This is a genomic window from Aquimarina algiphila, from assembly GCF_947494415.1.
Taxonomy (GTDB): domain Bacteria; phylum Bacteroidota; class Bacteroidia; order Flavobacteriales; family Flavobacteriaceae; genus Aquimarina; species Aquimarina algiphila.
The window spans coordinates 35,122-58,384 of record NZ_CANLVC010000018.1; the positions used below are offsets into that span (position 1 = coordinate 35,122).

Here is a 23,263-nt window from a genome sequence, read left to right on the forward strand (position 1 = left end):
CTTTTCTAACTCAAAAATCAACCTAAATGGAGTTTATTTCGTCGAATCTGTATAGTAAATGATAAAATAGTATTACATCTGTATTTGTTCTGAAATTACTTTTGTGACATCGATTTTGATAAGAATATTTTATAGATTTTTAAATATTCTTATCAATTATTCAAAATAATGAGTTTAATGATGTTAAAAAAAATTCTGACTTTGTGTTTAAGTAGTAATGGGTTTTTAGTAAATGTAGATTTTTCATTACTAAGAAATAATTTAGTTTTCATTTTTGTTTTTATCTATTCATTATTTCTCATGTCTTGTAAGCCTACTTCTGATTTGATGAAAAAAGAAGCTTTTTTAGTAGATATTAAAGCCAAACAACAAACAAAATATTTATATCATAGAATTAAAGAAATTTCTAAACTAGGATATGCTTTTGGTCATCAGGATGCAACTGCTTATGGTATAGGATGGAAAAATGACGGAACGATGTATAAAAGTGATGTTCAGGAGGTTTCTGGTCAGTATCCTGCAGTTTATGGTTTTGATATTGGTCATATAGAGTTAGATCATGAACATAATTTGGATACGGTTAATTTTAAATTAATGAAAAAATTAATCAAAAAAGCACATAAGAGTGGAGGTATAGTCACCATAAGCTGGCATCCAGATAATCCTTTATCTAATAAGAGTAGTTGGGATACTACATCTACAGTAAAGCAAATTCTTAGAGGAGGAATATTGCATGACAAATATAAAAATTGGTTAAAAAGAGTAGCTAATTTTATGAATGGACTTAAAAAAATTATTGGGCCGCAAGTTCCTATTGTTTTTCGACCTTTTCATGAAATGAACGGAGATTGGTTTTGGTGGGGTGCAGCAAGCTGTACTGAAGAAGAGTATAAACGCCTATGGCGAGAGACTGTTTACATTCTTAAGGATGAATATAAAGTTCATAATTTATTGTATTTATACTCTCCAAACACATTGAACACCGAAAGTGAATTCCTAAAATATTACCCAGGTGATGAATATGTAGATATGTTAGGAGTAGATATATATCAATATGGTACAGAAGCTGAGTATATGAATACGTTAAAAAGAGATATTGCTGTATTGAAAAAAGTAGGTGCAGAAAAAGATAAACCATTTGCTCTTTCAGAAACAGGATTTAGTATGCTAAAAGGAGTACCGCAGTGGTGGACAAAGGTTCTGGATAAAAGTGTTTCGGATTCAGGAATTGCTTGGGCATTATTCTGGAGAAACGCATGGATGAATCATTTTTATGTACCTTATAAAGGACAGGAGACTAGTAAAGATTTTTTAAATTTTAAAAACTTACCACACGTTCTTTTTTTGGATGAAATACAGAAAATAAAATAGATTAAATATCGAAAATAATATTCAATAAAAACTTAATAATGCAGCAATTAAAACTCAAAGAAAAAGTGGGGTATGGGTTTGGCGATTTCGCCTCATCTATGTTTTGGAAACTCTTTTCAATGTATTTGTTATTCTTCTACACCGATGTCTTTGGGGTTTCTGCTGCAATGGTAGGGACTATGTTCCTGGTTACAAGGATATTTGATGGTGTAAATGATCCTATAATGGGAATTATAGCAGATAGAACAAATACCAAATGGGGTAAATTTAGACCTTATCTCCTCTGGATGGCTATTCCGTTTGCAATAATAGGTATACTTACTTTTACAACTCCAGATCTTGAGACTCCCCATAAATTGATATATGCTTATATCACATATACACTTATGATGATTGTGTATACAACTGTAAATGTGCCTTATGCATCATTATTAGGAGTAATGACTTCTAATATTAAAGAAAGAACTTCATTAGCAACGTATAGATTTGTTTTTGCCTTTGCAGGAAGTATTTTGGTTCTTGCTTTTGCAGAGCCATTAGTAAGTATATTTAGTAAAACTGATTCGGGGATAGAAGATGCTGCAAAAGGATGGCAATATGCTGTAATTATATTCGGAATTATTGCTGCATTACTTTTTTATTTTACATTTTCCTTTACCAGGGAAAGAATTAGTCCTCCTAAAGGACAAAAAATATCCCTTACCTCAGACTTGAAGGATCTAGCCAAAAATAAACCTTGGTTTATTCTTTTGGGAGCGGGAGTATGTTCTTTGATTTTCAATTCACTTAGAGATGGTTCTACGATATATTATTTTAAATATTATTTTGAAAATCAAGATGCTTTCCATCTTCCTGTTATAAATGTTGACATAACATATAGCACTTTGTATCTGGTACTTGGGCAAATAGCAAATATTATCGGTGTTGTATTGGCTAAGCCGGTTTCAAGCAGAATAGGTAAAAAAGATACATTTTTATTCGCTATGATTTTGGCTACAATACTAAGTTGTATTTTCTTTTGGTTTAAAGAAAGCAACATAGAACTAATATTTATTTTTCAGTTTTTGATTAGTATATGTGCAGGAATTATTTTCCCATTGTTGTGGTCTATGTATGCAGATATAGCTGATTTTTCAGAATGGAAAACAGGAAGAAGGGCGACGGGATTAATTTTTTCATCTTCTTCGATGTCTCAAAAAATGGGATGGACTCTGGGAGGCGCTCTCACGGGTTGGATGTTGGCGTACTATGGATTCGAAGCTAATGCCGTTCAAACCGAAGATGCAAAAGTTGGAATTCGAATGATGCTTAGTTTTATTCCCGCAATTGGAGCAATTGGCTCTGCGATCTTCATCTATTTTTACAAGCTTGATGATCAATTTGTGCTACAGATTAATAAGGAATTAACAGAAAGAAGAGAAAAAGAACTTTAATATTAATATGATATGTCGAACGAAATACAGCTACCTCCAGTAAAAGGGTTTGAGGAATTATTTAAAGAACACGAAAATTTACTAAATACAAGGAATAATCCAATAACAGAAAATAACGGAATTTATCAGAGATATGAATACCCTATAATAACTGCTGATCATGTTCCATTACATTGGAGATATGACTTAAATATAAAAACTAACCCATGGAGACAAGAGCGTATTGGGGTTAATGCGACTTTTAATGCAGGTGCAATTAAATGGAATGATGGGTATGTTTTATGTGTAAGAGTAGAGGGGTATGATCGAAAATCCTTTTTTGCTATTGCAGAAAGCCCAAATGGAATCGATAACTTTCGATTTTGGGAAAAGCCCATTCATATGCCCGAAACAGGAGATCCGGATACTAATGTGTATGATATGCGTTTAATACCTCATGAGGATGGATGGGTTTATGGGGTTTTTTGTACAGAACGAAAAGATCCTAAAGCTCCTTTGGGAGATGTTTCTAGTGCTATTGCAAATGCAGGAATTGCAAGAACTAAAGATTTATTGCATTGGGAACGACTCCCAGATTTAGTAACACCATCAAATCAACAACGAAATGTGGTGTTGCATCCCGAATTTGTAAACGGAAAATATTGCTTATATACAAGACCACAGGATGGTTTTATTGAAACAGGATCTGGAGGAGGAATAGGAATAGGATATGCTGAATCAATGAGCAAAGCTATTATTAAGGAAGAGAGAGTTATTTTTAATAAAAAGTTTCATACCATATATGAGCTAAAAAATGGTTTAGGTCCAGCGCCTTTAAAAACAAAAGAAGGTTGGTTGCATATGGCTCATGGAGTACGTAATACTGCTGCAGGTCTAAGATATGTGCTGTATGTGTTTATGACTGAATTAGAAGATATTACAAAAATAAAATATCAGCCTGGAGGATATTTTATGGCGCCTAACGATAAGGAGATTATTGGAGATGTAGGTAATGTATTATTTTCAAATGGTTGGATCAAAGATGAGGATGGAACAGTCTTTATTTACTATGCCTCTTCTGATGTTCGTATGCATGTAGCAGTTTCTTCTATAGATAAATTGATTGATTATTGTAAAAATACTCCAGAAGACTCTTATAGTAGTATAGGATCAGTAAATTCTATTTTTAAACTTATAGAACAAAATCAGCATTATCTATAAAGAGATGATTTATGCACGAGTTTTGATTCCAGAGTTTTTAGTATAAAGGATATAATTACTATCTATTTGAAAAAACCGAATTGTGATTGTAAAAAGTAATAAATTTTGATAAGTTTAAAATTGATTATAGTAGTCTGAATTTAACCGAATTGATAGATTTGTAGATATTTGCAATTAAAAATTGAAGATTTTATATATATTAGTCTCTATTTTTTAAAATTCAATAAAGTTTTTAAAATTTTATTTAAACTCAACGGCTAATGAAGATTGATGAAAATTTAATAGTAGAGTATGTGCGAGAAGCAATGAAAAAAGGCTATTTGAAAATTGTTGACCATCGTAAAAATATTTTAGTCATTGATGATGGAGTCTTTAAATTAAATGGTTGGAAACAGCCAAAAGAAAAAAATGCTCTCGAATATATTTTTTTAGAAGCTTTTAGATTAACCCGATATATTAAATTTAATACTTTAGAATTTGAAAGAAGAGGTTCTAGGTGGTCAAAGAAGAGCTAGCTACTTATTTCTATTTCAAGATATTCTTACTACTCCGTTTTAATTATTAATTATAGTTCATTTTTGAAATAGTGCCCAGAGCGGGAGCGCGAATAATAGTTTATGAAATGATAGATTTTGTTGTATTGTGTTATTTTTCAGTGTGTGGGTTGATTTTTTGATTGGTGGTATAATATTTAATATTATATTATTTACTATAAAACTTACCACGATACTTACCACTATATTATCTTTGGGGTAAATTAAAACCAGAATGTACTTTTATCTAAAAGAACCAAAATCAAACAAAGAAACACTTATTATTATACAATATTATATAAAAAGTGAAAAAAAAATATTTAAGTATTCCACAGGGGAGAAGATACATCCAGAAGATTGGAATTTTGAAGAAAGAACGCCAAAATCAAAAAGAGGTTCTGCAGGAGTTCAATTAAAAAAGGTATCTTCTAATATCAGTCATTTTAATAACTTACTTGAAAAGTTAATTGATAATTACAAAATCAATAGAGAAGAAATCACTCGAGATAAGTTAAAGATTAGTTTTGATAAGCATTTCAAAAAAGACAAAGAAGTTACAAATAAGAAATTTTTGTATTTAACTGATTTTATAGATGACTTTGTTATCAAAGCTCCAGATCTAATAAACAGAACTACTAAAAGGAAAAATAGTCCAAAAAAGATAAAACAATATAAAAGAGCAGGGAATAGGTTAAAGGAATTTGAGAGGCACATAGGTAGCAGGATAAAAATGGACGAATTTAATTTAGATAGATACGATCAGTTTGTTTCTTATCTTTCGGATAATCAAAAGTATTCAACCAACAATATTGGTGATTTGATTAAGAACATTAAAGTATTGTTGAAAAGAGCTGAAGACTTTGGATATAGTGTGCATCAAGATTGTAAAAAAACCGAGTTTGCGGTTTTGCAAGAGGAGAGTATATCTATTGCATTGACAGAAAAAGAAATTCAACAAATCTATGATCACGATTTTTCCGATAATGAAAAACTTCAAAACGTCAGAGATTTAGCCATAATTGGATTATGGACTGGATTAAGGGTTTCTGATTTTTTAGCATTACCAAAAATAAAAGTTACAGATAAATTCATAGAGGTTCAACCAAAAAAAACCAAAAATTCTTCAGGGGTAAAGGTTGTGATTCCTTTACATCATCATATTAAAGGTATTATTGAACAAAGAGGGATGCCTCGAATGATTTCTGATGTAAAATTTAATTTATATATCAAAGATGTTTGTGAAGAAGTTGAAATAAAAGAACTGGTTAAAGGAGGTCTAATGAACCCCAAAACCAAAAGAAAAGAAATAGGAATGTATCCTAAATTTAAATTAATAAGCTCCCATACATGTAGAAGATCTTTTGCAACAAATCTTTATAAAATGAATTTCCCCACGTTATCTATTATGAATATCACTGGGCATACTTCTGAAAGGAGTTTTCTTAAATATATCAAGGTTACTCCTCGCGAACATGCTGAGAAGCTTTTACAGCATTGGAACGAATACTATGGGAACAATATTAATTAGTGATGTTTATAACTAACTGCTTAAGGCATAAAAGGAGTTAGACGCCAAGATTTCCTATCTGTAAATTTATATCATATTCTTCAACAAAGTATTGAAGGATTAATCCAAATGTTGTAAGAATATTAATTTTTTTTGAGTTCATGAAAAAGCAAAAGGTTAAATCACCAATTTCGATTTTAAAAAAATTAAACTCATCATTATCATCTAAACTGACCATAGATTCAATTAATTGATGTTTTAAAGAATTGGTTGGAACACTTATATATATTATTCTATTATCATACCTAAATAAGATTGAATCAAAAATATGCTTAATGGTGAAAACTAATGACTTACAATATGATTCTCGAAGTTCAGATACTCGAACTACTTCCATTTCAAAAATATTATTTTGCAAGAAGTCATTTTCAAAGGAAATAAGTTCAGGTTCTACCCTGGAAAATTTTAAAATATGTAAAGTTTCTAATTGAGTTCTTATAAAAAAATGAGAGCCGTCAGGTCTCTCATTAGTATCGTATTCTAACATGAATAAGTAATATTAAGTTCTTAGCTTTGTGGTGTTAACACTCCACTTTTGTAATCTTCGATAAGTTTGTTCAAACTTTCTTTCTTTTTCTTCATTAAAACACTCAACTTTTCTCGAGTGTCATCAGATATTTCTCCTACAGCTGTCAAAGAAATTCCTTTTGTGTTAGTTTTTGCACTCATTTTATATAGAATTTTACGTTTGTTTACTTAATAAATATAGTAATATTATTAAGGCTTGCAAATATATTAAATAAAAATTATAGACTTTGTTAATGTTTTATAAAAACTATTTAGCAATAATTATACCACATTTTTAGAAAATATAAGCTAAAGCAAACATATATTTTTTTTCTTTTTTAGACTAATATTTTACCCATTATTGTATTAGATTCTTAAATCTTACTGAAAGACCATAATCTCGGCAAGGTTTTTGCTTATAATTACACAATCCTACCCATTAATATATTTATCAGAATAAATGAAAAATCATCTATTTTAGATGATAAATATATTATTTAGAAATAAATATTTAACAGAATTAAGAATACAGAAAATTGAAAGCCAATTATTACGGGAAACCGCACTATAGTTACGTTTTTAGAAAAAATTTTGCGGTTTTACCGTAACCGTTTTGGCCTTTTGTCTATGTATATTTGTGCTTTTAATTAAAATATATATTAACCTAAAACTAATATACCTATGAGAAAATTAATACTCATTTCAATTCTATTTTTAAATTTTATTACTTATGGGCAAACACACTTATATGAAAATCCAAAATTTGATGAAATTGCTGGGAATCATAAAATAATTGCAGTTATTCCTTTTTCATCATCTGTAGAGTTAAGACCTAAACAAATGAAGAAGCTTTCTGATTCCGATTTAAAAAAGCTAGAGAAAGATGAAGGTTATAGTATTCAAAGCGCAATGTACTCTTGGTTTCTAAAAAGAAAAAAAAGAGGAGCTTTAAAAATCGATATTCAGGATATATCTAAAACAAATGCGGTATTATTAAAAAAGAAAATTTCACTAAATAATTATAAGGAATATACACCAAAAGAATTAGCTGATATTTTAGAGGTTGACGCGATAATAATGGGAGATTTTAGCACTAATAAACCTGTGTCAGAATTAGTTGGTGTTTTTTGGGGAAATACTAATTCTGCTACTGTTAATTTAAATATCTATAATGCAAAGGATGGAGAGTTGTTAGTTAATTATAATAAAAATGTAAAAGGAAGTTTAGGTAGCAGTCCAGACGATCTAATAAATAAGATAATGAGAAAAGCTTCAAGAAGAATAGCTTACACAAAAGACTAATTATTACGGGAAACCGTACTATAGTTGCGTTTTGAGAGAATATTTTGCGGTTTAACCGTAACCGTTAAAGTCCGTTTCTATAGTATCTTAGCAAAATAAAAATAACACAAATCACAAGTATATGATATACAACTACTATTGTTAATAATACACTTACTAATTAATTAAAATACCTGACTTTTTTAGTTTTTTGAGGTCTATTTTTGTATAAACCCAAAAAATAAAAAAATGAAAAAATTAATAGTAGTATTTGCTGTAGTATTTGGAATGTCATTAATAAGTTCTTGTGAATCAACAGATATTAATGATGAAATCAGCGAAACAGAATTACAGCTCACCGACCCCGGAGACGATGGAACGATCGACGATGGTGACATCGACGAATATTAAAAATAAAATAATTCCAATTATAAAAGGTGTGGTTGCTTTTCTAGTAGTCACACTTTCTTTGTTTCATGTGTTTTTCAGCAATACAACTCCTGAAATTGAAAAACAAAAACAAGTTTATAAGAGTCTTGTAAAAGAGAGAGATACCTTTTTTGAAAAAAATCTAGTAAGTTTTCAAGAAGGAAAGCTATCGAAAGACGAATACATTGAGTTAACATCTAAAGCTTTTATCGATTATAAATCGAGATTAAAGGAAATAGTAAAAACTAAAAATGCCTATGCTATCGAATTTTCCTTTCAGGGTAGATCTAGTTTTCATTTCTGGATTTTTGTTTTTGGCTTGGTTGCTGCTTTATTCTTCTTCAGTTGTAAGTCCCTAAAGGACGATTTTTTGAGAGGGAGTACTTTTAAATTTCATTTTGTATCACTTTCAGGAATCTTAGTTTCTGGATTTTGGTTTATCCATCTTATTTTTCTTACTCAAAAAGACTTCAATCAAAATAAGTATGTTTGGACGTTGCTTGCTTGTGCAGTTCTATTTAGCGTTTTTACTTATTTCCTTGTTAAACATTACACTTATAAAGATGATATAATTTATAAACAACTCTCTTTTATTATGAGAGTTAGAACATTATACTTCCCGCGATTGGCTATAAAAGCTAAATTCGCAGAAAATAATAATTGCACACCTGAAGGATATGAAGATAAAAGTGTAAGTGAAGATATAGACGAATTTCAAGAAGATTTAAGAGCAACTACTGCAAATTTATAGGTTGTTAAATACATTGTTATGTTAAAGAGATTACTAGAATTATTTAGAAAACCAAAAAAGTATTTAACGAGGGAGGGTAGAAAGATTATTGATTCAGATTTAAATGATGAAGTCAATAGAAAACTTACAAACCTTTATGAAAGTTCAAATAATCTTTATCAGATAGAAAAAAGAAAACTTATTGAAATTCAAGTTTTAATTGAATTAATACAAGAAAATAATAATATTTATAGTGATACTGAAATAACAAAATTATATAACGAGATATTAAGGGAAATGGAACTTAATTAATGTTATTCTTTAGTATTCTGTTTTTTAAGTATAATATCTTTTAGTTTCTTCATTTCAATAATCCTTTCTGATCGTAAATCTTCAGCCTGAAGTCTTTTTATATTAGCCCTAATGTATTTTCTGAAATCTTCATCCTTCAATAAGTTTTCGTTTTGATCGATTAGATTGTTGATTAGTTCAATATTAGATAAATTACTTGAATCATTTTTCATATTACCTTCACCAGTTAGTAACCACTTACAATTTATCTCAGGAAAAGTTACAGCTATCCTATTCAAAATATCAAAAGAGGGATTCCTATTTTCCTTTATTAACCTTCCAATTGTTACATTATTGGTTAGTTTTAACTTTTTGCTAAAACTTGTATAATTGAAATTATAATATTGCATAACTAGTTCTATTCTTGAGCTCACACTTTCTGTCTTAGACAACATTAGTTTGTTTTTATAGGTGTTAAAGTAATTAAAAACTACATAAAGTTTGTTTTACTACACAAAGTTTGTATATTTGTATCGTATAGCAACCATAATACAACAAATATATGCAAACTACCTCAAATAATACAGTTAATCGTACGGTTAAACCGTATGATGATAAAATAGAAATCCAAACACAAGCGCTACAGATCTACAATATAATGCCAAAAGGCTCTAGAGAGTTGGCTGCGATTAAATATGGTTGTGCGCGATGGTATCTTAAAAACTTAATCACAGATATCAAAACAGATACATCTAAAGTGCTATCAATAGTCAAGATTTTGGCAGAGGCGAGTAATGAGCATACAAATGATGTTATAAGAACCAATAAAGATCTGCAACAGATGGCGAATGATTTTAATACCAGAATCGAATTTAAAAAAGAATTAAATGACTAAACAAGAAGCAATAGAGGCTAACCTAAAAGCATTATTGATTTTTAGTGCCAATGACGCCATGTTAACTGTAGATGAATGCGCAAGTTATCTTAAGAAACACAGAAATACAGTTACTCGATTAATACATGAAAAGCAGATAAAAGCAAAACTGGTAGGGGGACATTGGATCATTCCTAAACTACAATTCTTGGATTATTTATTAGAAGATTTAGAAAATTGATTTCTAAAATAACAAAACTAATCTCATAAAACCCAAAATATTATGATAACCATTATAAGCATTCTTTTGCTAGTGATTACACTAAGTGTTATAGCCTACAGAGCTGATCAATTCTATAAAAAAGTAAAATTCTAATTAAACAATAATCGCAAAACAATCGAACAGTTACAACACGATTTAATACATCAAAAACAAGACATCCACTATGGAATTATTTACAAAAAATAATATTGAAATCACTGATCGAATTCGAGACGGTAGAACAACATTTTTTGAAGGAGCTAACAGACAAGAGGCAAAGGAATTTGCAAAACAAACAGGGAGTTATCCATATGAAGTTTTTAAAGATAAGGATAAGAAAAGAGTTTTTGCAGGATTTGCAGTTCCTAAATAAACCGCTATTGAACCGTACGGTTAAATAGTGGTTAGTACCATCTAATTAATACCATTAATACTATGAACGAGGAAGAATTTAATGTTACCCCCAGTAAAATAGATCGCAATGTGTTTTTCATTCTTAGAGAGAGTGGGAGCGAGGTAAAAGTAATTGTTACCGATTCTAATGAGAATGAAAAAATCTATTACGCGATTAGAAATCAATACCTGGTTAGTCCGGTATCGCTTACAGATGATGAAATACAGTATTTCCAAACCAACCTTAAAACAGCATAATCATGGTGCCAGAGTTTATAAAAGCATCTAGTATAGGACTTATATTCATTTTTATTCCTTCGATTTTATTGTCAGGTGTTATTATCGATGGTTCCATGGCTAATGAAGAACGGTTTAACGGTACTGTTATCGACAAGCATTTTGTGGATAATCATTCGAATCTACAGGTAGGTACCATTTATGATCTTAACGGAAAACAAAAAGCAATCACTACAGTAGAATATCAACCAGATAAATTTACCATAATTGTAAAAACAAAGGATAACGCAATACATCGCATTACCATCTCCTCTAACATATACTATACAACTGCTATTAATGATACGGTTAACTGTGTCATTACTAAAGGTTTTTTTACAGGTCTTACTTGGAACACCTATATACTTAAATAATACCATCATGTCAGATCATATATCTATACCCCGTCACACATTTGATTTCTCTAAGCTATTTATAGCCACTAAAGATTTTATAGATAAGCACAACCAATCAGAAGTAGAACTGAAGAGCAAGCTCAATGCGAATCACCGTGCCACGGCAGAACTCATTACCAGGTTGTACGCAAAACAATTAAATCACTCTCTGGCCTTAGGTGATACCTTGGAGGATGGATTACCGGGATTTAGAACCTATAATAGTTCAATGGCAACTTCTAAAGGATGCACTATAAAAACGATCAAAAACCATAGGAAACGCCTTCAAAGTGCAGGATTCATTACCGGAGAGATTAATCATGGCGCAATGGGTATCGAATTACTGATTAATGAACGTGTTTTTTCACTGGGAAAACAGACTAAAAACTACAATTTTCTGGAGGCTGAAAAAAGCCCCGAAAATTACCCAAATAGGGGAGAAAGGAAAAATTTACCCCCATTAGTTCATGTACATCAAGAACAAAATAATATAAATAGCATTGTGAATAATAAGGAACGTCGTCTATCGACTCCTCCCGATAATGAGACCTACGGTACAAGTACACCACAAGAACAACACATGAACACGGGTGAAAGTAAAAACTCCAAAATAGAACACACCAAGGGGGGCGCGAAAAATTCAAAAGAAAATCAAGATACGGGTGGAAGTGAAATAGCTGTTACCGATGATAGTACCAAAAAGTCGGTTTCAGTTTCTTCCAAACAAGGCTGTCCGGGGGACTCACCAAATAAAAAGGTTAACAGAGGCGTGAAAAGCCCTCACATTGTCAGTGGTGATACCCCGGATATGTCTTTTTTACTGGGATTAGTACAACAATTCTGGTTCTATGCAAAGAATATCCTTTATCCAGATATGATTTTAACCCAAGTAGAACATGACCAGATTTTAAATCTTATTTGGGCATCTGTATACAGAAAATTCAGGGTTAAGGGAACGATTAAAGACTACCAGGATAATCAAAAAATTCTAGAAAAACGTATTGATATGGTTGCCAGATGGCTTAGTCGAAGCTCTAATCGATGGATACCGGTACCAGAGGTGTATTTCAATAAAAATAATGAGAGAAACGGCTTTGATAAAACCTATCAATGGTTTTTAAAACAAGAAGCCTTAAAAGCTGCGGTTCGTAATGATTTAGTGTTACAACGGGCAAAAAAGGAGTGGGAAGACCATGATAAAGGCCAAGGGCAGTTTAAAAATAAATCCCGTCTGCAGCTCTTTGAGGTTCAAAGAAAACGTATAGGTAAAATTAAAGATGAAAATCTACACCGTGAATACCAAACTTTAATTCATAACTATTTACAAACCAAAACATAATGATAGCAAATATTGATAATAAAAACGCCCTGACCAAATGCATAGTGTATTTCTATGATGGTAATTGTCGAACGTTTTATAGTCTTGATAAAAAACATAAAAACGGGCAGCAAAATAAAGCCTTAGGCATGCGACGGTTAGATAAAATGTTAAGAGAAACTTTTAAGGGACAATGGGAAACCGCCATCATCTATGATAACAGACCCAATGGTGATGAACTGGCCAAATACAAAAGAGGGGTAAGGGTGTAGTCAAAGTTGGTAAAAACGGAAAGTGATATGAAGAAAATTAAAATCATGGTCAATACGATGGAGATCGAAGTATTAAACGAAATATTCTCCTTGATTAACAGAATAACCGATCCTACCCGAGAATCGAGAGTAGCCAGAAGTGCTTTATTATCTGTCTGTCAACGGTTAAAAAGCAAATCGGTTAACGGTTATCTTAAAAACAAAAAGTTGAGTTTTAGCATGGCTTTTTATGAGGCTCATTATCTCGAGATGTTTTTAAGAGATGTGTATAAGTATGACTATGGAGAATATGCATGGAATGTCATTCTGACCGTAAAAAATGAACTGAACCAACAATTAGCATAATCATTTAAATAACCACTTAAATCAAAATCTAACATGAATATCTATACCATTATTACTTCCATCCTTTCTATTTTCTTTCTGATCGTAGTAGGAAGCCTTCTTATTAGGAAATATAAAGAAAGGAAACTACAAAAAGCATTTAATAAAAATCAACATGATGAAAATCTGCTAAGAAAGCAAGGATTTAAACCGTTCGATTTTTTCCCTAAAGGTAGAACAAAACCATCAATAAAAGTATGGGCTAGAAACTATAAAGAAGCTCAAAATCAATATCACAGTAATCTAAAAGGAGGAATGTATGGAGGCATATAAAACCAATAACAAACGCCCTTTGCCATGGTCGCCATCAAAGAGCGAAGTGTTCAGAATTTATGTAAAGCTTAACCAAGTTACAGTAAAAGAAGAAATACGAGAGGTAATGATAAAACATCGAAATAAAACAGTAGATGAAGTTAGAAATGTTAGGATTTTACTTCATCCTGAGTTTGTAACGATTGTAAAATTGTTTGGGATTCCACAGGGTTACTACCCTCCAGAAGGTTTTTTTGATGAACCCAAATAATTGTACCCATGAAAAAACCGCTACGGTTGTATTAGAGACCATCGTAACGATAGAAGTGACACAGCAATATTGTTGTGATTGTAAAACGTATTTAGGTAAACCTGAAATCGAAGTTTAAATGAAAATAATTGTACAATATTCCGGAGGAAAAGATAGTCAGGCCAGTCTTATACGGGCGGTTAAACTGTACGGTTCAAAAAATATAACCGCAGTATTTACTGATACCAATTGGGAACATGAAGTTACTTACAAGCATTTAAAAACTACCACCACCGATCTGGGGGTAGAATTAGTTGTTCTTAAGTCAAAAAAGTATAACGGTCTTATTGATCTTTCCTTAAAAAAGAAACGGTTTCCCTCGACCAAAGCCAGATTTTGTACACAAGAACTTAAGGTAAAACCTTTTATAGATTACATACTCGATGAAGTAAAAGACCATGTTATAGTTATTCAGGGTATACGGGCAGATGAAAGCGCAGCACGATCAAGAATGAATCAGCAATGCCGATTATTTAAATTTTATACCGAGCCGTTTGGAACCGATAGAAAAGGAAAGAAAAAATATCACACCTATAGAAAAAAAGAGGTGCTGAATTTCATTTCAAATTATGCCGATGACATTATAAGACCTGTATTTAAATGGTCAGGACAACGGGTAATTGATTACATCATTGAGAATGACCAAAAACCCAATCCATTATACAAAGAAGGATTTAAGCGTGTAGGGTGTTTTCCTTGTGTCATGTCGAATTTATCTTCAGTTAAGCAATTGGTTAATCGATACCCGGAAAGAATACAAGAGATTCGTTCATATGAAAAAATGACTAAATCTTCTTTTTTTCCTCCTGATAAGATTCCGAAATACGCCCGAACTAATGGAATATACCCCACCATTATAGATGTGAAAAACTATGTAGATGGAAAATCCTCTACGATTGATCTTTTTGAAACCGATAAAACCAGTTGCATGAGTTTCTACAGCTTATGTGAGTAAACAAAACAATTATGAAAGACTACAAACAAATAATTATAGATAGGGATAAAGAACGTGAGTTATTAAATGCTGCTAAGTATGAAGAAAGGCAAACAAAGGCTTATTTAGCTCGATACAGTGCTTTTTGTGAATATCACAAAAATACAGTTGTTCCCATAGAGCTTAAGCTAGGAAAGCCCGAAACAAGAATAGTATATACTATTTGTGGTTATAGTGAGAAGCACGGTTATTTTAGAAATAAGTATGATGTAGTGGATACTTTAAAAGAAGCAAAGAAAACAGCTTTAGAGTTAAAAAATGATAAGGATTGGGGTATTCCCACTTTGATTTTAGAAGTGACTTTTTTTAGATCAGAGACTTTGGGGTGTTATGATTTTGATAATAACGAACCTCATAATTTAGGATTTAGCCAAGATCAAAAAATTGTGTGGAAGCACAAATGTGGATATACTTCAGAGAGTTGGGAAGATATTTTAAATGGGCTTGGAAACGATTATACCTATTAGATCATGGAAAAATTTCTAAACTCAATAACCGTCGTAATCATTGCAATGATCTCTATTATGATTGCATTTACAATCAAGGCAGCGGCTTTATTTTATACTCTTTTTGAGATTCCTCAACCAGAACTACGGTTAACCGCTTCGGTTTTATTTGCTATTGCAGCTTCCCTTACCATGTTAGCAGCTAGTGTAAACTCAAAATTATTTATAGATACCGAGGGAAACCACAAGTTTAGTTTTCCGGAAGCCTTTGGGATCTGCAGCTTGGTTTTAATGCTCATTGTATTCAAAGTTTTTGAGCCTGAGGTGCATCATTGGACCTGGTATTTTAAAAGAATCTTTTTAGCCTTCTTTCTGGCGTTGCTAGAATATGTGTTTTCAAAAATGTTTGTTAAGAAATATGAGGAACATAACAAGACGGTTAACCGAACGATTGAACTGGATAAAGTTCAAAAGGAGCTCAACAAAGTTCGTAAGGAACTTTTAGGAACTCAAAAGGAACTCCAAAAAGTTCAAACAGAGTTCCCGTGCAAACATTGTGGAACTATTCTAAAGTCTACAAGTAGTAAAAAGAAGCACGAAGCCTCATGTAAAGAGAATCCTAGAAATCAAAAAGAAAACTAATTCTTAAAACCTAAAAAATGAAAAATATAAATCAAATCGAAATTATAGAAAAAACATTTACTAGACAAGAGCTCGTTGATGCTCAACTAAAGTTCAATAAAGAGTTTCTATATAATCCAGAAGAATTTGGAGAAATAACACAAAGTGTTGAATGTGCAGAAATGCAAATTGATAATTTATTAATAAGAGTTAAATAAAACAGAATAATGTGGATAGTACCAAAGAATATATTGCCGAAGAACAACGAGTATTATCTTTTTGCTATGGATACGGAGGACTCGAAAGAGGTGTTAAATCAGTTATCCCAATTAAGCCAGTCACTTACCTGGAGATCGAAGCTTTTCAAAACTTCAACTTGGTGGCTGCGATGGAAAAGGGTTTGGTGGATCCGGCACCTATTTGGACGGATATTAAAACCTTCGATCCAGAACCTTTTCGCAACCGAGTACACGGATTCATTGGGGGTTATCCGTGTCAGGGAGAAAGCCATGCCGGAAAAAGAAAATTGTGGAATGATCCAAGATTCCTTTGGCCGTATATTGAAAAATGCATCGATACCATTAGACCTATTTGGTGCTACTTCGAAAACGTCTCAGGACACCTTACCGGGTCTTTTCCCTATGTTCTTGACAGCTTACGAAATATGGGTTACAGCGTTGAAGCGGGATTGTTTACAGCGTCAGAGGTTGGTGCGCCACATGAGAGAAAACGACTCTTTATACTTGCGATGGAGAACCCCAAATCTTCCTTCTGGAGGAAAACAACCAAATTACGAAATACGTCCGAGTGGAAACAAAGTCCAAATAAACTTGGCCATGCAAGTGGAAAAGAATTGGCTAACACCAACAGCTTCGGAGACAGAACACAATTTGGAGAATTTTCAGGAAAGAATGAAGAAATACAACAACAATACCAAGATACCGAGTCTATCCAACCAGGTAAAGAATTGGCAAACTCCTGCAGCACGAGATGCGACGGGAACGGATTGTCCGGCGGATCGGAAAAGGAATTCACCCAATCTACCGAGTCAAGTAATGAATTATCCAACTCCACAAGCAAGCGAGACGGAAAAAGCAGCGAAGAATACCAAATAGGAAAGCTTATCCAGAATGGCAATAAATGGCCAGCTCGACAAGGGAAATCACAGTATGAATGGGAAGAGCCAAGAACGACTCAACCCGGCATGGGTATCACAGTTAATGGGTACAACTTTAGAACAGAGCTTCTTCGCCAGTATGGCAACGGAGTAGTAAGTGAGCAAGCAGCATATGCGTTTGAAACATTATTAGATAAACATTTAAGTAATGAGCGGTAATACATCAAAACTAATAGCATTTAATTATTTCGGCGGAAAGTTTTCTCATTGTGATGAAATATACCCCTATTTCCCTGCAAAATTTAATCATTTAGTAGATGTATTTGCCGGCTCATTTGCTATGAGTTTAAATTATCATGGTAGTGTTATAAAAACTGCTAATGAGATTAACGGAGAAGTAACTAATTTCTTTACGGTTTTACGAGATCATACCAGTGAGTTAATCGAACGCTTATTACTTACTCCATGCAGTAAAGAGGAATATGATAAATGTTGGATTAATCATCCAACAGATAAGATCGAAAATGCCAGACGATATTTTGTAAGAGTTCGTCAATCTTTTTATGGTTTAGGAGCACAACGAAAGAATAAGGGTTGGCATATGGCTAAAACTAAAGTAAATGCCAATGGAGGTGAAACTGTCAGTAAATGGAATAATGCCATTCCTAAACTATTTGAAGTTGCTGAAATCTTAAGAAGTGAATTTCAGATTATCAATTATGACTATAAAGATGCAGTTTTAAAAACTGACACTCCAGATACTTTTTTCTATTACGATCCTCCTTACCCAAAAGAATGTCGTAAAAGCTTTAATGATTATCGTTTTGAGTTTACAGATGATAACCATAAAGAACTCGCAGAACTCGCGCATAATACAAAAGGCTATGGGATGGTTAGCGGATATGACTGTAACCTTATGAATACTTTATATAGTGACTGGACTAAGATTAAACTTCCTAAGAAAAAGAACAACATTCGATCTTCGGAGGTACAGGAAGTTATTTGGTTTAACTATCCTGAACAGTTAACCGCAAAAGCACAATCAAACCTATTTGAAAATACTATTTAATCTAATACTTAAAATTATACATATGAATACTATTAAAATTAAAGTCGCAAAGAAACATTTCGATTCATTGTTAAAATCAATCTGCACCGTTTATGGTACTGAATTGATACGCAAAAAAACACTTAAATCTGGATATATAAAAGTTTGGATATCCTTTCAAAGAAATGAGGAAGCTTTTAGGCTTGGTCAACATTTCGCTGAGCAATTAGACAGAGATAGAAAAAAGTGTTGTAAGCAATGTAATTGAATAAACAAAGAACCAATAGCAATGAGTAGAGTAAAAATACCAATCACCATTAAGATAAACGAATTAGAATATTTAGAAAGTTATCTTCTTGATAAAATTGGTAAGCGATTTAATCCAGATTTCAAAATAATACATAAGGATAAAGATCATGATTACATGAACATCGAAATAGATTTAGAAAATGGTGTAGCGGCTTATTTATTGGGTTGCGCAGAATATTCTAGCCCATTAAATAGATTTATTTACGATATGAAAAATAGAAACAATGACAATACAATGTAGCACCAAGTGGCCGGATAAGATGGGGAAACTTAAAGGAGAACAAACGGTTTTTGTTCCTCAAATCCTTAATTCATTATATCATAATGGTTTGATTTCTGCGGACGAAATCACAGATTATGAGCGTAGATATTATGAGTTTACAGATTTACAATTCTTATGTTCAGAGAGAAGAAAACCTCATACTATAAGAGAAGACAAAACTAACCGTTGGTATGCTGGACGGGATATTCATTTTAAAGTATGGCAAAGGGCGCCTTATCATTCTGATACATTTCAGTTTGCACCAATCATTAAATGTGTTAGTGTTCAGAAAATAGTAATTAAGTATTCTCCTTTATTACATAGGGAGGAAAAGGTACAGAAAGTAAATGTTTGGATTGATGGTAATTTAAGTTCATGCTTTATTAGAGCAGGTAAAATTATTGATTGTTCTTTGACAATTGAACGGTTAGCTAGAAATGATGGTTTCCAATCCGTAGAACATTTTTTAATGTGGTTTAATCAGAATTTCTCAGGTAACATTATCCACTGGACAGATTTAAAGTATTAAATAAAAAAACAAGGAAAAATGAATATAAATATGATCAATGATAATCGAAGAAAAATACATTTCTAATAGAAGAAAAATAAAGTATCACAAAGTATAAAAACATGTAATCACAAAACACTTTAGTTTTATGGAAATCATTATAAAAACAATACTTATTCTATGGCTAATATCACCCATATTATGCTTCATATTTTATCAGATGTATATATCAGAAAAGAAAGCTTTATCACAATTGAAAGAAGATTATGAAGAATGTAAACGATACTATAAAAAATTAACCAACACTAGAATTCAGAAACATCATTAAGGATTAAAACACATTTATGAAAAAAACTCATATCTCAATATATGTTATTCTTATAATTATTGTAGCCGTTATTTTTTCTTTATCAGGTTTTAATGTTGATAAAAAAGAAATTATACCTATTGGGGCTAAAGCATATGACCAAGATGAAGATTATAACTAAATATTAAACAAAAGACTAAACAATATTATGTTATTATATATACTCGTATTTCATCTTTTTGATTTTATTTTAACCTTTTTTTGTAAGCTAATTTCAAAAGCCAATCGATTAATAAAAACTGTAGTAAAAGGGAAATAAATTCAATTGAAATTAAAACTTTAAATGATCAATTAAATAGGTATTCTAAATATAGAAAAAATGAGTGTAAAACGATTATCTCAAAAAATATATAAGTATTTATTATAGATTTGCCTTCCGCCAGAGTTGAGTCGGTAAAATCAGTATTTCTTTCGGTAAATACTAAAATGAAATACTTAGGTACTATAATGCTTGAAATCAAACACCAAGATATTGTTAGCGCAAAAGTAACCAATAAAGCAATCCATAAACCATGCTTTTGTATCAATTCATTATTATAAAAATAAATTGACAAAAACCATAAATTAAAAGAACTGATAAAAGCTAAGAAACTGATTAAATAGGGAATTTTAATTTTGGATAAAACTTTGAGAGTTTCGTGAGTGTTGAAATTGATATTCATTTAGAAAAAGTAATCTATTGGTTTTAAGATATAATAAAAGTACATAATTATTAACTAAAAAGAAGTAGGTTTGAGGTATCAATGTACTTCCATCCACATCCAAACCCCTGAGTTATCATTAAAGTAATATTCAATATCATCACATTCAAAATTCTTATGTCTATCAATCAATCCAGTGAAAATTTTAATTGATGCTCGCTCACTTCTTTTACCAGAGTATTCCTTAACACCATCAAAATAAGAGTATACCTTATTTTTAAGAGTAGCATATTTCTTTCCACAGTCTTTCACAGTAATGTATGATATTCCACAATATGCACGGCTTATTTTAAGCTTAATGAATTCAGAATTTACTTCTATAGCCTTTTGAGATTTACTTAACATAAAATTTGGAATATTTCCCAAAATTAGGAAATATTCCGTTAAAATTACGGTTTTACCGTAAAATATATTGTGCTAAACGAAACTAAACGAGGTTAGGTGAGACTAACCGAGGCTAAACTAAGCTAATCGTTACTAACCCAAGCCAAACAAGTCTAATCACAACTAAGCATTACTAATCACGGTTAACCGTGACTAACCAAGAAAGTGCCTTTGTTTTCTCACGTACTTGCACCCAAGTTCATTAACAAAAATAGATTGATTTGGATATACCTCAAAATTTTAACATGCTACAGCGCCCTCTAAAAGATGGGCAAGAGTTTGTTAATCTGATACCAAATTCGAGGTGCAGAGTTACTCGTTTAACTAAAGGCGATACAGATACTACAGTTAGTCACATGACAGATTGGGTCAATACACATTATAAACAAACTGTAAAGCTATCACCAAAGTTAAAACGAGCAACGCTTACCGGTACGGTTCAGGCGATATATGATTTTCTATATCATCATATCCAATATAAAGCAGATGGCAGAGAACAACAATTACGTTCACCGGCTTGCGCTTGGAAACAACGATATGAAGGTGTTGACTGTAAGAGTTACAGCATTTTTGCCAGTTGCATCCTTAAAAACTTAGGGATTCCACATTATATCAGGCAAGTAAGGCAACCTTATTTCCATCCAGATCAATTTACACATGTTTATGTAATCATACCTAAGAAAGGTAAAACTAACACTCGAGGAAACTACTACGTTATTGATGCTACCAAGCATGAAAACACAGAAGTAGATTTCTTAGAGGCAAAAGACTTATTTATGCAAGGATTACCACACATTGGATTAAATGGAGCTTCCTACCACGGTTTAGGAATGCCCGGTTTAGTAGATCAAGGATTCGAAGACTTTTTAATGTTCCTAAATGATAACGGAATTTCAATGCCAGTAACTGGTACTATTCGTCAGAAGGTAAAAAGCTATACAAGTAGAGGAATCGATCCTAGTTTTGCTATCACTGAGGCGGGTGTAGTAGTTCAGGGAGAACTTATCCCATTTCAAAGCACATTTCAAGGTGGATTGAATGCAGTAGCTACCACAGGAGCTATTGTTGCAGGAACAAAAGCCATCCTAAAAAGTGATTGGTTTAAAAGCTCTATAGGGTCAATTTTTAAAAACGGTTTCGATGTGAGTTGTTGGGGTAGTTCTTACTCTCCATCAAAAGCAAAGGCACACGTTGAAGTAGACATGCCTTTTATTGTAGAGCATAGTGGTTTATCTCGTGGTGTCAATACCGCAAGTCTTAATAAATTTCTAGATTTCTCCGCAGCATATTTGGCAGAATCCACTAATGGTACCAATGGTCGATTTGCAGGGTGTACCCGTAAAGGTCACGGACTTCGTAAGGCAGCTGTAGAAGCATTAATAGGACAGATATTGGCAGATGTCAGACTGAGCTATAATCTTAAATCAGCAGGACGAAAAGAAGGAAATTTCCAAGTGCCTTCAGGATTACCGGGATATGCTAAAGGGCGTTCTTACCAGTGGGGTCGTAGACACGGTACCGCACCGTATTATTTCCAAAGCTATACGGTTTCTCCAAAGGTGGTCAACCCTCCTGTAATAGTACCACCAAAACCAGTCGTAAAACCGGTTGTAAAACCAGTAGTTAAGCCAACGCCTGTAGTGGTTAAACCCACTCCCGTAACTCCTACACCTACACCAGTACAACCTACTACACAACCCATTGATGTAAAACCAAAAGTACAAACCGCAGGAACAAACTGGATCATAGGAGGCTTATTAGTAGGTGGTTTACTATTCGGAAAGAAAATTAAAAACGCAATAGCTAAAAAATAAGGATAACCGATGCTTATCGGTAGCCTACCGTAGAAGCACACTATCATAAACTTGAATTTAAAATTTTTAAGAAATGGATTTAAAAGTAGAAAATATAGGGAGCGCAGTAGAAAATGTTGCGTTACCGGCTCTAGGTTGGGCGGGGTCTGGTGCAGTAGCTGCATTAGTGCCAGAAAAGCAGAAAAAAATAGTAAAAGCTGCATTACTTGGAGGTAGTATTTTAATTGCGGCAGCTACCCAAGCAGGAGCAAAAGTAATCAAACCGGGTACCAAAGTATTATCTGGGATTGCTATTCGTCAAGGGATGGACTTATTACAGGATGCACTAAGAACTAAATATGCGATCACAGATGCAAGTACATCAAGTGATAAACTTATTGCCGGTGCAATTGGATTAGCTTGTCCTGATGGAAGTTGTGGGGAAAATATCATACGATATGAAGAGGATTACCAGGTGGATTATTTACCGGCTTTAAATATGCCAGATTATGACATGCCTATTGAAGAGATGTCATTGGACACTAATACTAACACATTCGCATAAAAGATAAAAGATAATGGTTACCACTGTTATCATAACTTTTTAAAAATCAGAAATAATTTTAAAATCATAA

34 protein-coding genes are annotated in these 23,263 nt (G+C 32.3%); 30 read left to right on the forward strand and 4 right to left on the reverse strand.

What is annotated here, in order from left to right; genetic code table 11:
• Positions 1-300: 300 nt before the first annotated feature.
• The 5 genes from PQF96_RS28290 to PQF96_RS28310 all read left to right on the forward strand — a co-directional run bounded on the left by PQF96_RS28290 (position 301) and on the right by PQF96_RS28310 (position 6,065).
• Positions 301-1,371, forward strand: coding sequence for a glycoside hydrolase family 26 protein (locus PQF96_RS28290; RefSeq protein WP_271770377.1), 1,071 nt, complete (start codon positions 301-303; stop codon positions 1,369-1,371).
• 38 nt (positions 1,372-1,409) lie between these two features.
• Positions 1,410-2,804 (forward strand): MFS transporter, encoded by a 1,395-nt coding sequence (locus tag PQF96_RS28295; protein WP_271770379.1) that lies wholly within the window; start codon positions 1,410-1,412, stop codon positions 2,802-2,804.
• 12 nt (positions 2,805-2,816) lie between these two features.
• Positions 2,817-4,004 carry a glycoside hydrolase family 130 protein gene (locus tag PQF96_RS28300; protein WP_271770381.1) on the forward strand — a complete coding sequence of 396 codons (1,188 nt, stop codon included), beginning with the start codon at positions 2,817-2,819 and terminating at the stop codon, positions 4,002-4,004.
• Positions 4,005-4,264: 260 nt separating this feature from the next.
• Complete coding sequence (locus PQF96_RS28305) at positions 4,265-4,519, forward strand: hypothetical protein (RefSeq protein ID WP_271770384.1); 255 nt, start codon at positions 4,265-4,267, stop codon at positions 4,517-4,519.
• 253 nt (positions 4,520-4,772) lie between these two features.
• A complete protein-coding gene (locus PQF96_RS28310; RefSeq protein WP_271770386.1) occupies positions 4,773-6,065 on the forward strand; it encodes a tyrosine-type recombinase/integrase in 1,293 nt (430 codons plus the stop codon).
• A 37-nt stretch (positions 6,066-6,102) separates the two neighbouring features.
• Here PQF96_RS28310 and PQF96_RS28315 read toward each other — a convergent pair whose 3' ends face one another.
• Both PQF96_RS28315 and PQF96_RS28320 read right to left on the reverse strand, forming a co-directional pair.
• Entirely contained in the window at positions 6,103-6,591 is a 489-nt protein-coding gene (locus PQF96_RS28315; protein WP_271770388.1) for a hypothetical protein, read from the reverse strand.
• Positions 6,592-6,611: 20 nt separating this feature from the next.
• Positions 6,612-6,773 (reverse strand): hypothetical protein, encoded by a 162-nt coding sequence (locus PQF96_RS28320; protein WP_271770390.1) that lies wholly within the window; start codon positions 6,771-6,773, stop codon positions 6,612-6,614.
• A gap of 519 nt (positions 6,774-7,292) precedes the next feature.
• On the opposite strand from PQF96_RS28320, the gene PQF96_RS28325 reads away from it, so the two are divergent.
• The 4 genes from PQF96_RS28325 (at position 7,293) to PQF96_RS28340 (ending at position 9,363) form a co-directional block, all read left to right on the forward strand.
• A complete protein-coding gene (locus tag PQF96_RS28325) occupies positions 7,293-7,913 on the forward strand; it encodes a hypothetical protein (protein ID WP_271770392.1) in 621 nt (206 codons plus the stop codon).
• A gap of 228 nt (positions 7,914-8,141) precedes the next feature.
• The gene (locus tag PQF96_RS28330; RefSeq protein ID WP_271770394.1) at positions 8,142-8,303 is read left to right on the forward strand and encodes a hypothetical protein; all 162 of its coding nucleotides are present in this window, start codon (positions 8,142-8,144) and stop codon (positions 8,301-8,303) included.
• Positions 8,266-9,072 carry a hypothetical protein gene (locus tag PQF96_RS28335; RefSeq protein ID WP_271770396.1) on the forward strand — a complete coding sequence of 269 codons (807 nt, stop codon included), beginning with the start codon at positions 8,266-8,268 and terminating at the stop codon, positions 9,070-9,072. The genes PQF96_RS28330 and PQF96_RS28335 overlap by 38 nt, the downstream gene beginning before the upstream one ends.
• Before the next feature lie 18 nt (positions 9,073-9,090).
• Entirely contained in the window at positions 9,091-9,363 is a 273-nt protein-coding gene (locus PQF96_RS28340) for a hypothetical protein (RefSeq protein WP_271770398.1), read from the forward strand.
• A 2-nt stretch (positions 9,364-9,365) separates the two neighbouring features.
• Here the strand turns inward: PQF96_RS28340 and PQF96_RS28345 are convergent, their stop codons facing one another.
• Complete coding sequence (locus tag PQF96_RS28345) at positions 9,366-9,797, reverse strand: hypothetical protein (protein WP_271770400.1); 432 nt, start codon at positions 9,795-9,797, stop codon at positions 9,366-9,368.
• 107 nt (positions 9,798-9,904) lie between these two features.
• Here PQF96_RS28345 and PQF96_RS28350 point away from each other — a divergent pair, with 107 nt between their 5' ends.
• The 19 genes from PQF96_RS28350 to PQF96_RS28440 all read left to right on the forward strand — a co-directional run bounded on the left by PQF96_RS28350 (position 9,905) and on the right by PQF96_RS28440 (position 19,871).
• The gene (locus PQF96_RS28350; protein ID WP_271770402.1) at positions 9,905-10,237 is read left to right on the forward strand and encodes a hypothetical protein; all 333 of its coding nucleotides are present in this window, start codon (positions 9,905-9,907) and stop codon (positions 10,235-10,237) included.
• Complete coding sequence (locus PQF96_RS28355; RefSeq protein ID WP_271770405.1) at positions 10,230-10,457, forward strand: helix-turn-helix domain-containing protein; 228 nt, start codon at positions 10,230-10,232, stop codon at positions 10,455-10,457. Before PQF96_RS28350 ends, PQF96_RS28355 begins: the two co-directional genes overlap by 8 nt.
• Before the next feature lie 205 nt (positions 10,458-10,662).
• Entirely contained in the window at positions 10,663-10,851 is a 189-nt protein-coding gene (locus tag PQF96_RS28360) for a hypothetical protein (protein ID WP_271770407.1), read from the forward strand.
• Between the two features lie 62 nt (positions 10,852-10,913).
• Complete coding sequence (locus PQF96_RS28365) at positions 10,914-11,129, forward strand: hypothetical protein (protein ID WP_271770409.1); 216 nt, start codon at positions 10,914-10,916, stop codon at positions 11,127-11,129.
• Between the two features lie 2 nt (positions 11,130-11,131).
• On the forward strand, positions 11,132-11,521 hold the full coding sequence (locus tag PQF96_RS28370) for a hypothetical protein (RefSeq protein WP_271770411.1): 390 nt from the start codon (positions 11,132-11,134) through the stop codon (positions 11,519-11,521).
• Positions 11,522-11,528: 7 nt separating this feature from the next.
• Complete coding sequence (locus PQF96_RS28375; RefSeq protein ID WP_271770413.1) at positions 11,529-12,881, forward strand: hypothetical protein; 1,353 nt, start codon at positions 11,529-11,531, stop codon at positions 12,879-12,881.
• Positions 12,881-13,132, forward strand: coding sequence for a hypothetical protein (locus PQF96_RS28380; protein WP_271770415.1), 252 nt, complete (start codon positions 12,881-12,883; stop codon positions 13,130-13,132). Before PQF96_RS28375 ends, PQF96_RS28380 begins: the two co-directional genes overlap by 1 nt.
• 27 nt (positions 13,133-13,159) lie before the next feature.
• Positions 13,160-13,477 carry a hypothetical protein gene (locus PQF96_RS28385; RefSeq protein WP_271770417.1) on the forward strand — a complete coding sequence of 106 codons (318 nt, stop codon included), beginning with the start codon at positions 13,160-13,162 and terminating at the stop codon, positions 13,475-13,477.
• A gap of 33 nt (positions 13,478-13,510) precedes the next feature.
• Positions 13,511-13,789 carry a hypothetical protein gene (locus PQF96_RS28390; RefSeq protein ID WP_271770418.1) on the forward strand — a complete coding sequence of 93 codons (279 nt, stop codon included), beginning with the start codon at positions 13,511-13,513 and terminating at the stop codon, positions 13,787-13,789.
• Positions 13,776-14,039 (forward strand): hypothetical protein, encoded by a 264-nt coding sequence (locus PQF96_RS28395; protein ID WP_271728726.1) that lies wholly within the window; start codon positions 13,776-13,778, stop codon positions 14,037-14,039. Before PQF96_RS28390 ends, PQF96_RS28395 begins: the two co-directional genes overlap by 14 nt.
• Before the next feature lie 118 nt (positions 14,040-14,157).
• On the forward strand, positions 14,158-15,033 hold the full coding sequence (locus tag PQF96_RS28400) for a phosphoadenosine phosphosulfate reductase family protein (protein ID WP_271770420.1): 876 nt from the start codon (positions 14,158-14,160) through the stop codon (positions 15,031-15,033).
• Between the two features lie 11 nt (positions 15,034-15,044).
• Positions 15,045-15,539, forward strand: coding sequence for a hypothetical protein (locus tag PQF96_RS28405; RefSeq protein WP_271770422.1), 495 nt, complete (start codon positions 15,045-15,047; stop codon positions 15,537-15,539).
• Between the two features lie 3 nt (positions 15,540-15,542).
• Positions 15,543-16,160 (forward strand): hypothetical protein, encoded by a 618-nt coding sequence (locus PQF96_RS28410; RefSeq protein WP_271770424.1) that lies wholly within the window; start codon positions 15,543-15,545, stop codon positions 16,158-16,160.
• Positions 16,161-16,177: 17 nt separating this feature from the next.
• Positions 16,178-16,357, forward strand: a complete 180-nt coding sequence (locus tag PQF96_RS28415; protein ID WP_271770426.1) for a hypothetical protein — start codon at positions 16,178-16,180, stop codon at positions 16,355-16,357.
• 11 nt (positions 16,358-16,368) lie between these two features.
• Positions 16,369-17,475: a DNA cytosine methyltransferase gene (locus tag PQF96_RS28420; RefSeq protein WP_271770428.1), complete on the forward strand. Its 1,107-nt coding sequence runs from the start codon at positions 16,369-16,371 to the stop codon at positions 17,473-17,475.
• On the forward strand, positions 17,465-18,325 hold the full coding sequence (locus PQF96_RS28425; protein ID WP_271770430.1) for a DNA adenine methylase: 861 nt from the start codon (positions 17,465-17,467) through the stop codon (positions 18,323-18,325). Before PQF96_RS28420 ends, PQF96_RS28425 begins: the two co-directional genes overlap by 11 nt.
• A gap of 268 nt (positions 18,326-18,593) precedes the next feature.
• On the forward strand, positions 18,594-18,854 hold the full coding sequence (locus tag PQF96_RS28430) for a hypothetical protein (protein WP_271770432.1): 261 nt from the start codon (positions 18,594-18,596) through the stop codon (positions 18,852-18,854).
• Entirely contained in the window at positions 18,838-19,404 is a 567-nt protein-coding gene (locus PQF96_RS28435) for a hypothetical protein (protein WP_271770434.1), read from the forward strand. Before PQF96_RS28430 ends, PQF96_RS28435 begins: the two co-directional genes overlap by 17 nt.
• A gap of 323 nt (positions 19,405-19,727) precedes the next feature.
• On the forward strand, positions 19,728-19,871 hold the full coding sequence (locus PQF96_RS28440; RefSeq protein WP_271770436.1) for a hypothetical protein: 144 nt from the start codon (positions 19,728-19,730) through the stop codon (positions 19,869-19,871).
• A gap of 619 nt (positions 19,872-20,490) precedes the next feature.
• Here the strand turns inward: PQF96_RS28440 and PQF96_RS28445 are convergent.
• The gene (locus PQF96_RS28445; RefSeq protein WP_271770438.1) at positions 20,491-20,796 is read right to left on the reverse strand and encodes a hypothetical protein; all 306 of its coding nucleotides are present in this window, start codon (positions 20,794-20,796) and stop codon (positions 20,491-20,493) included.
• Between the two features lie 284 nt (positions 20,797-21,080).
• Between PQF96_RS28445 and PQF96_RS28450 the strand changes: the two genes are divergently transcribed.
• Complete coding sequence (locus PQF96_RS28450) at positions 21,081-22,649, forward strand: hypothetical protein (RefSeq protein ID WP_271770440.1); 1,569 nt, start codon at positions 21,081-21,083, stop codon at positions 22,647-22,649.
• A 73-nt stretch (positions 22,650-22,722) separates the two neighbouring features.
• Entirely contained in the window at positions 22,723-23,193 is a 471-nt protein-coding gene (locus PQF96_RS28455) for a hypothetical protein (protein WP_271770441.1), read from the forward strand.
• Positions 23,194-23,263 lie beyond the last annotated feature (70 nt).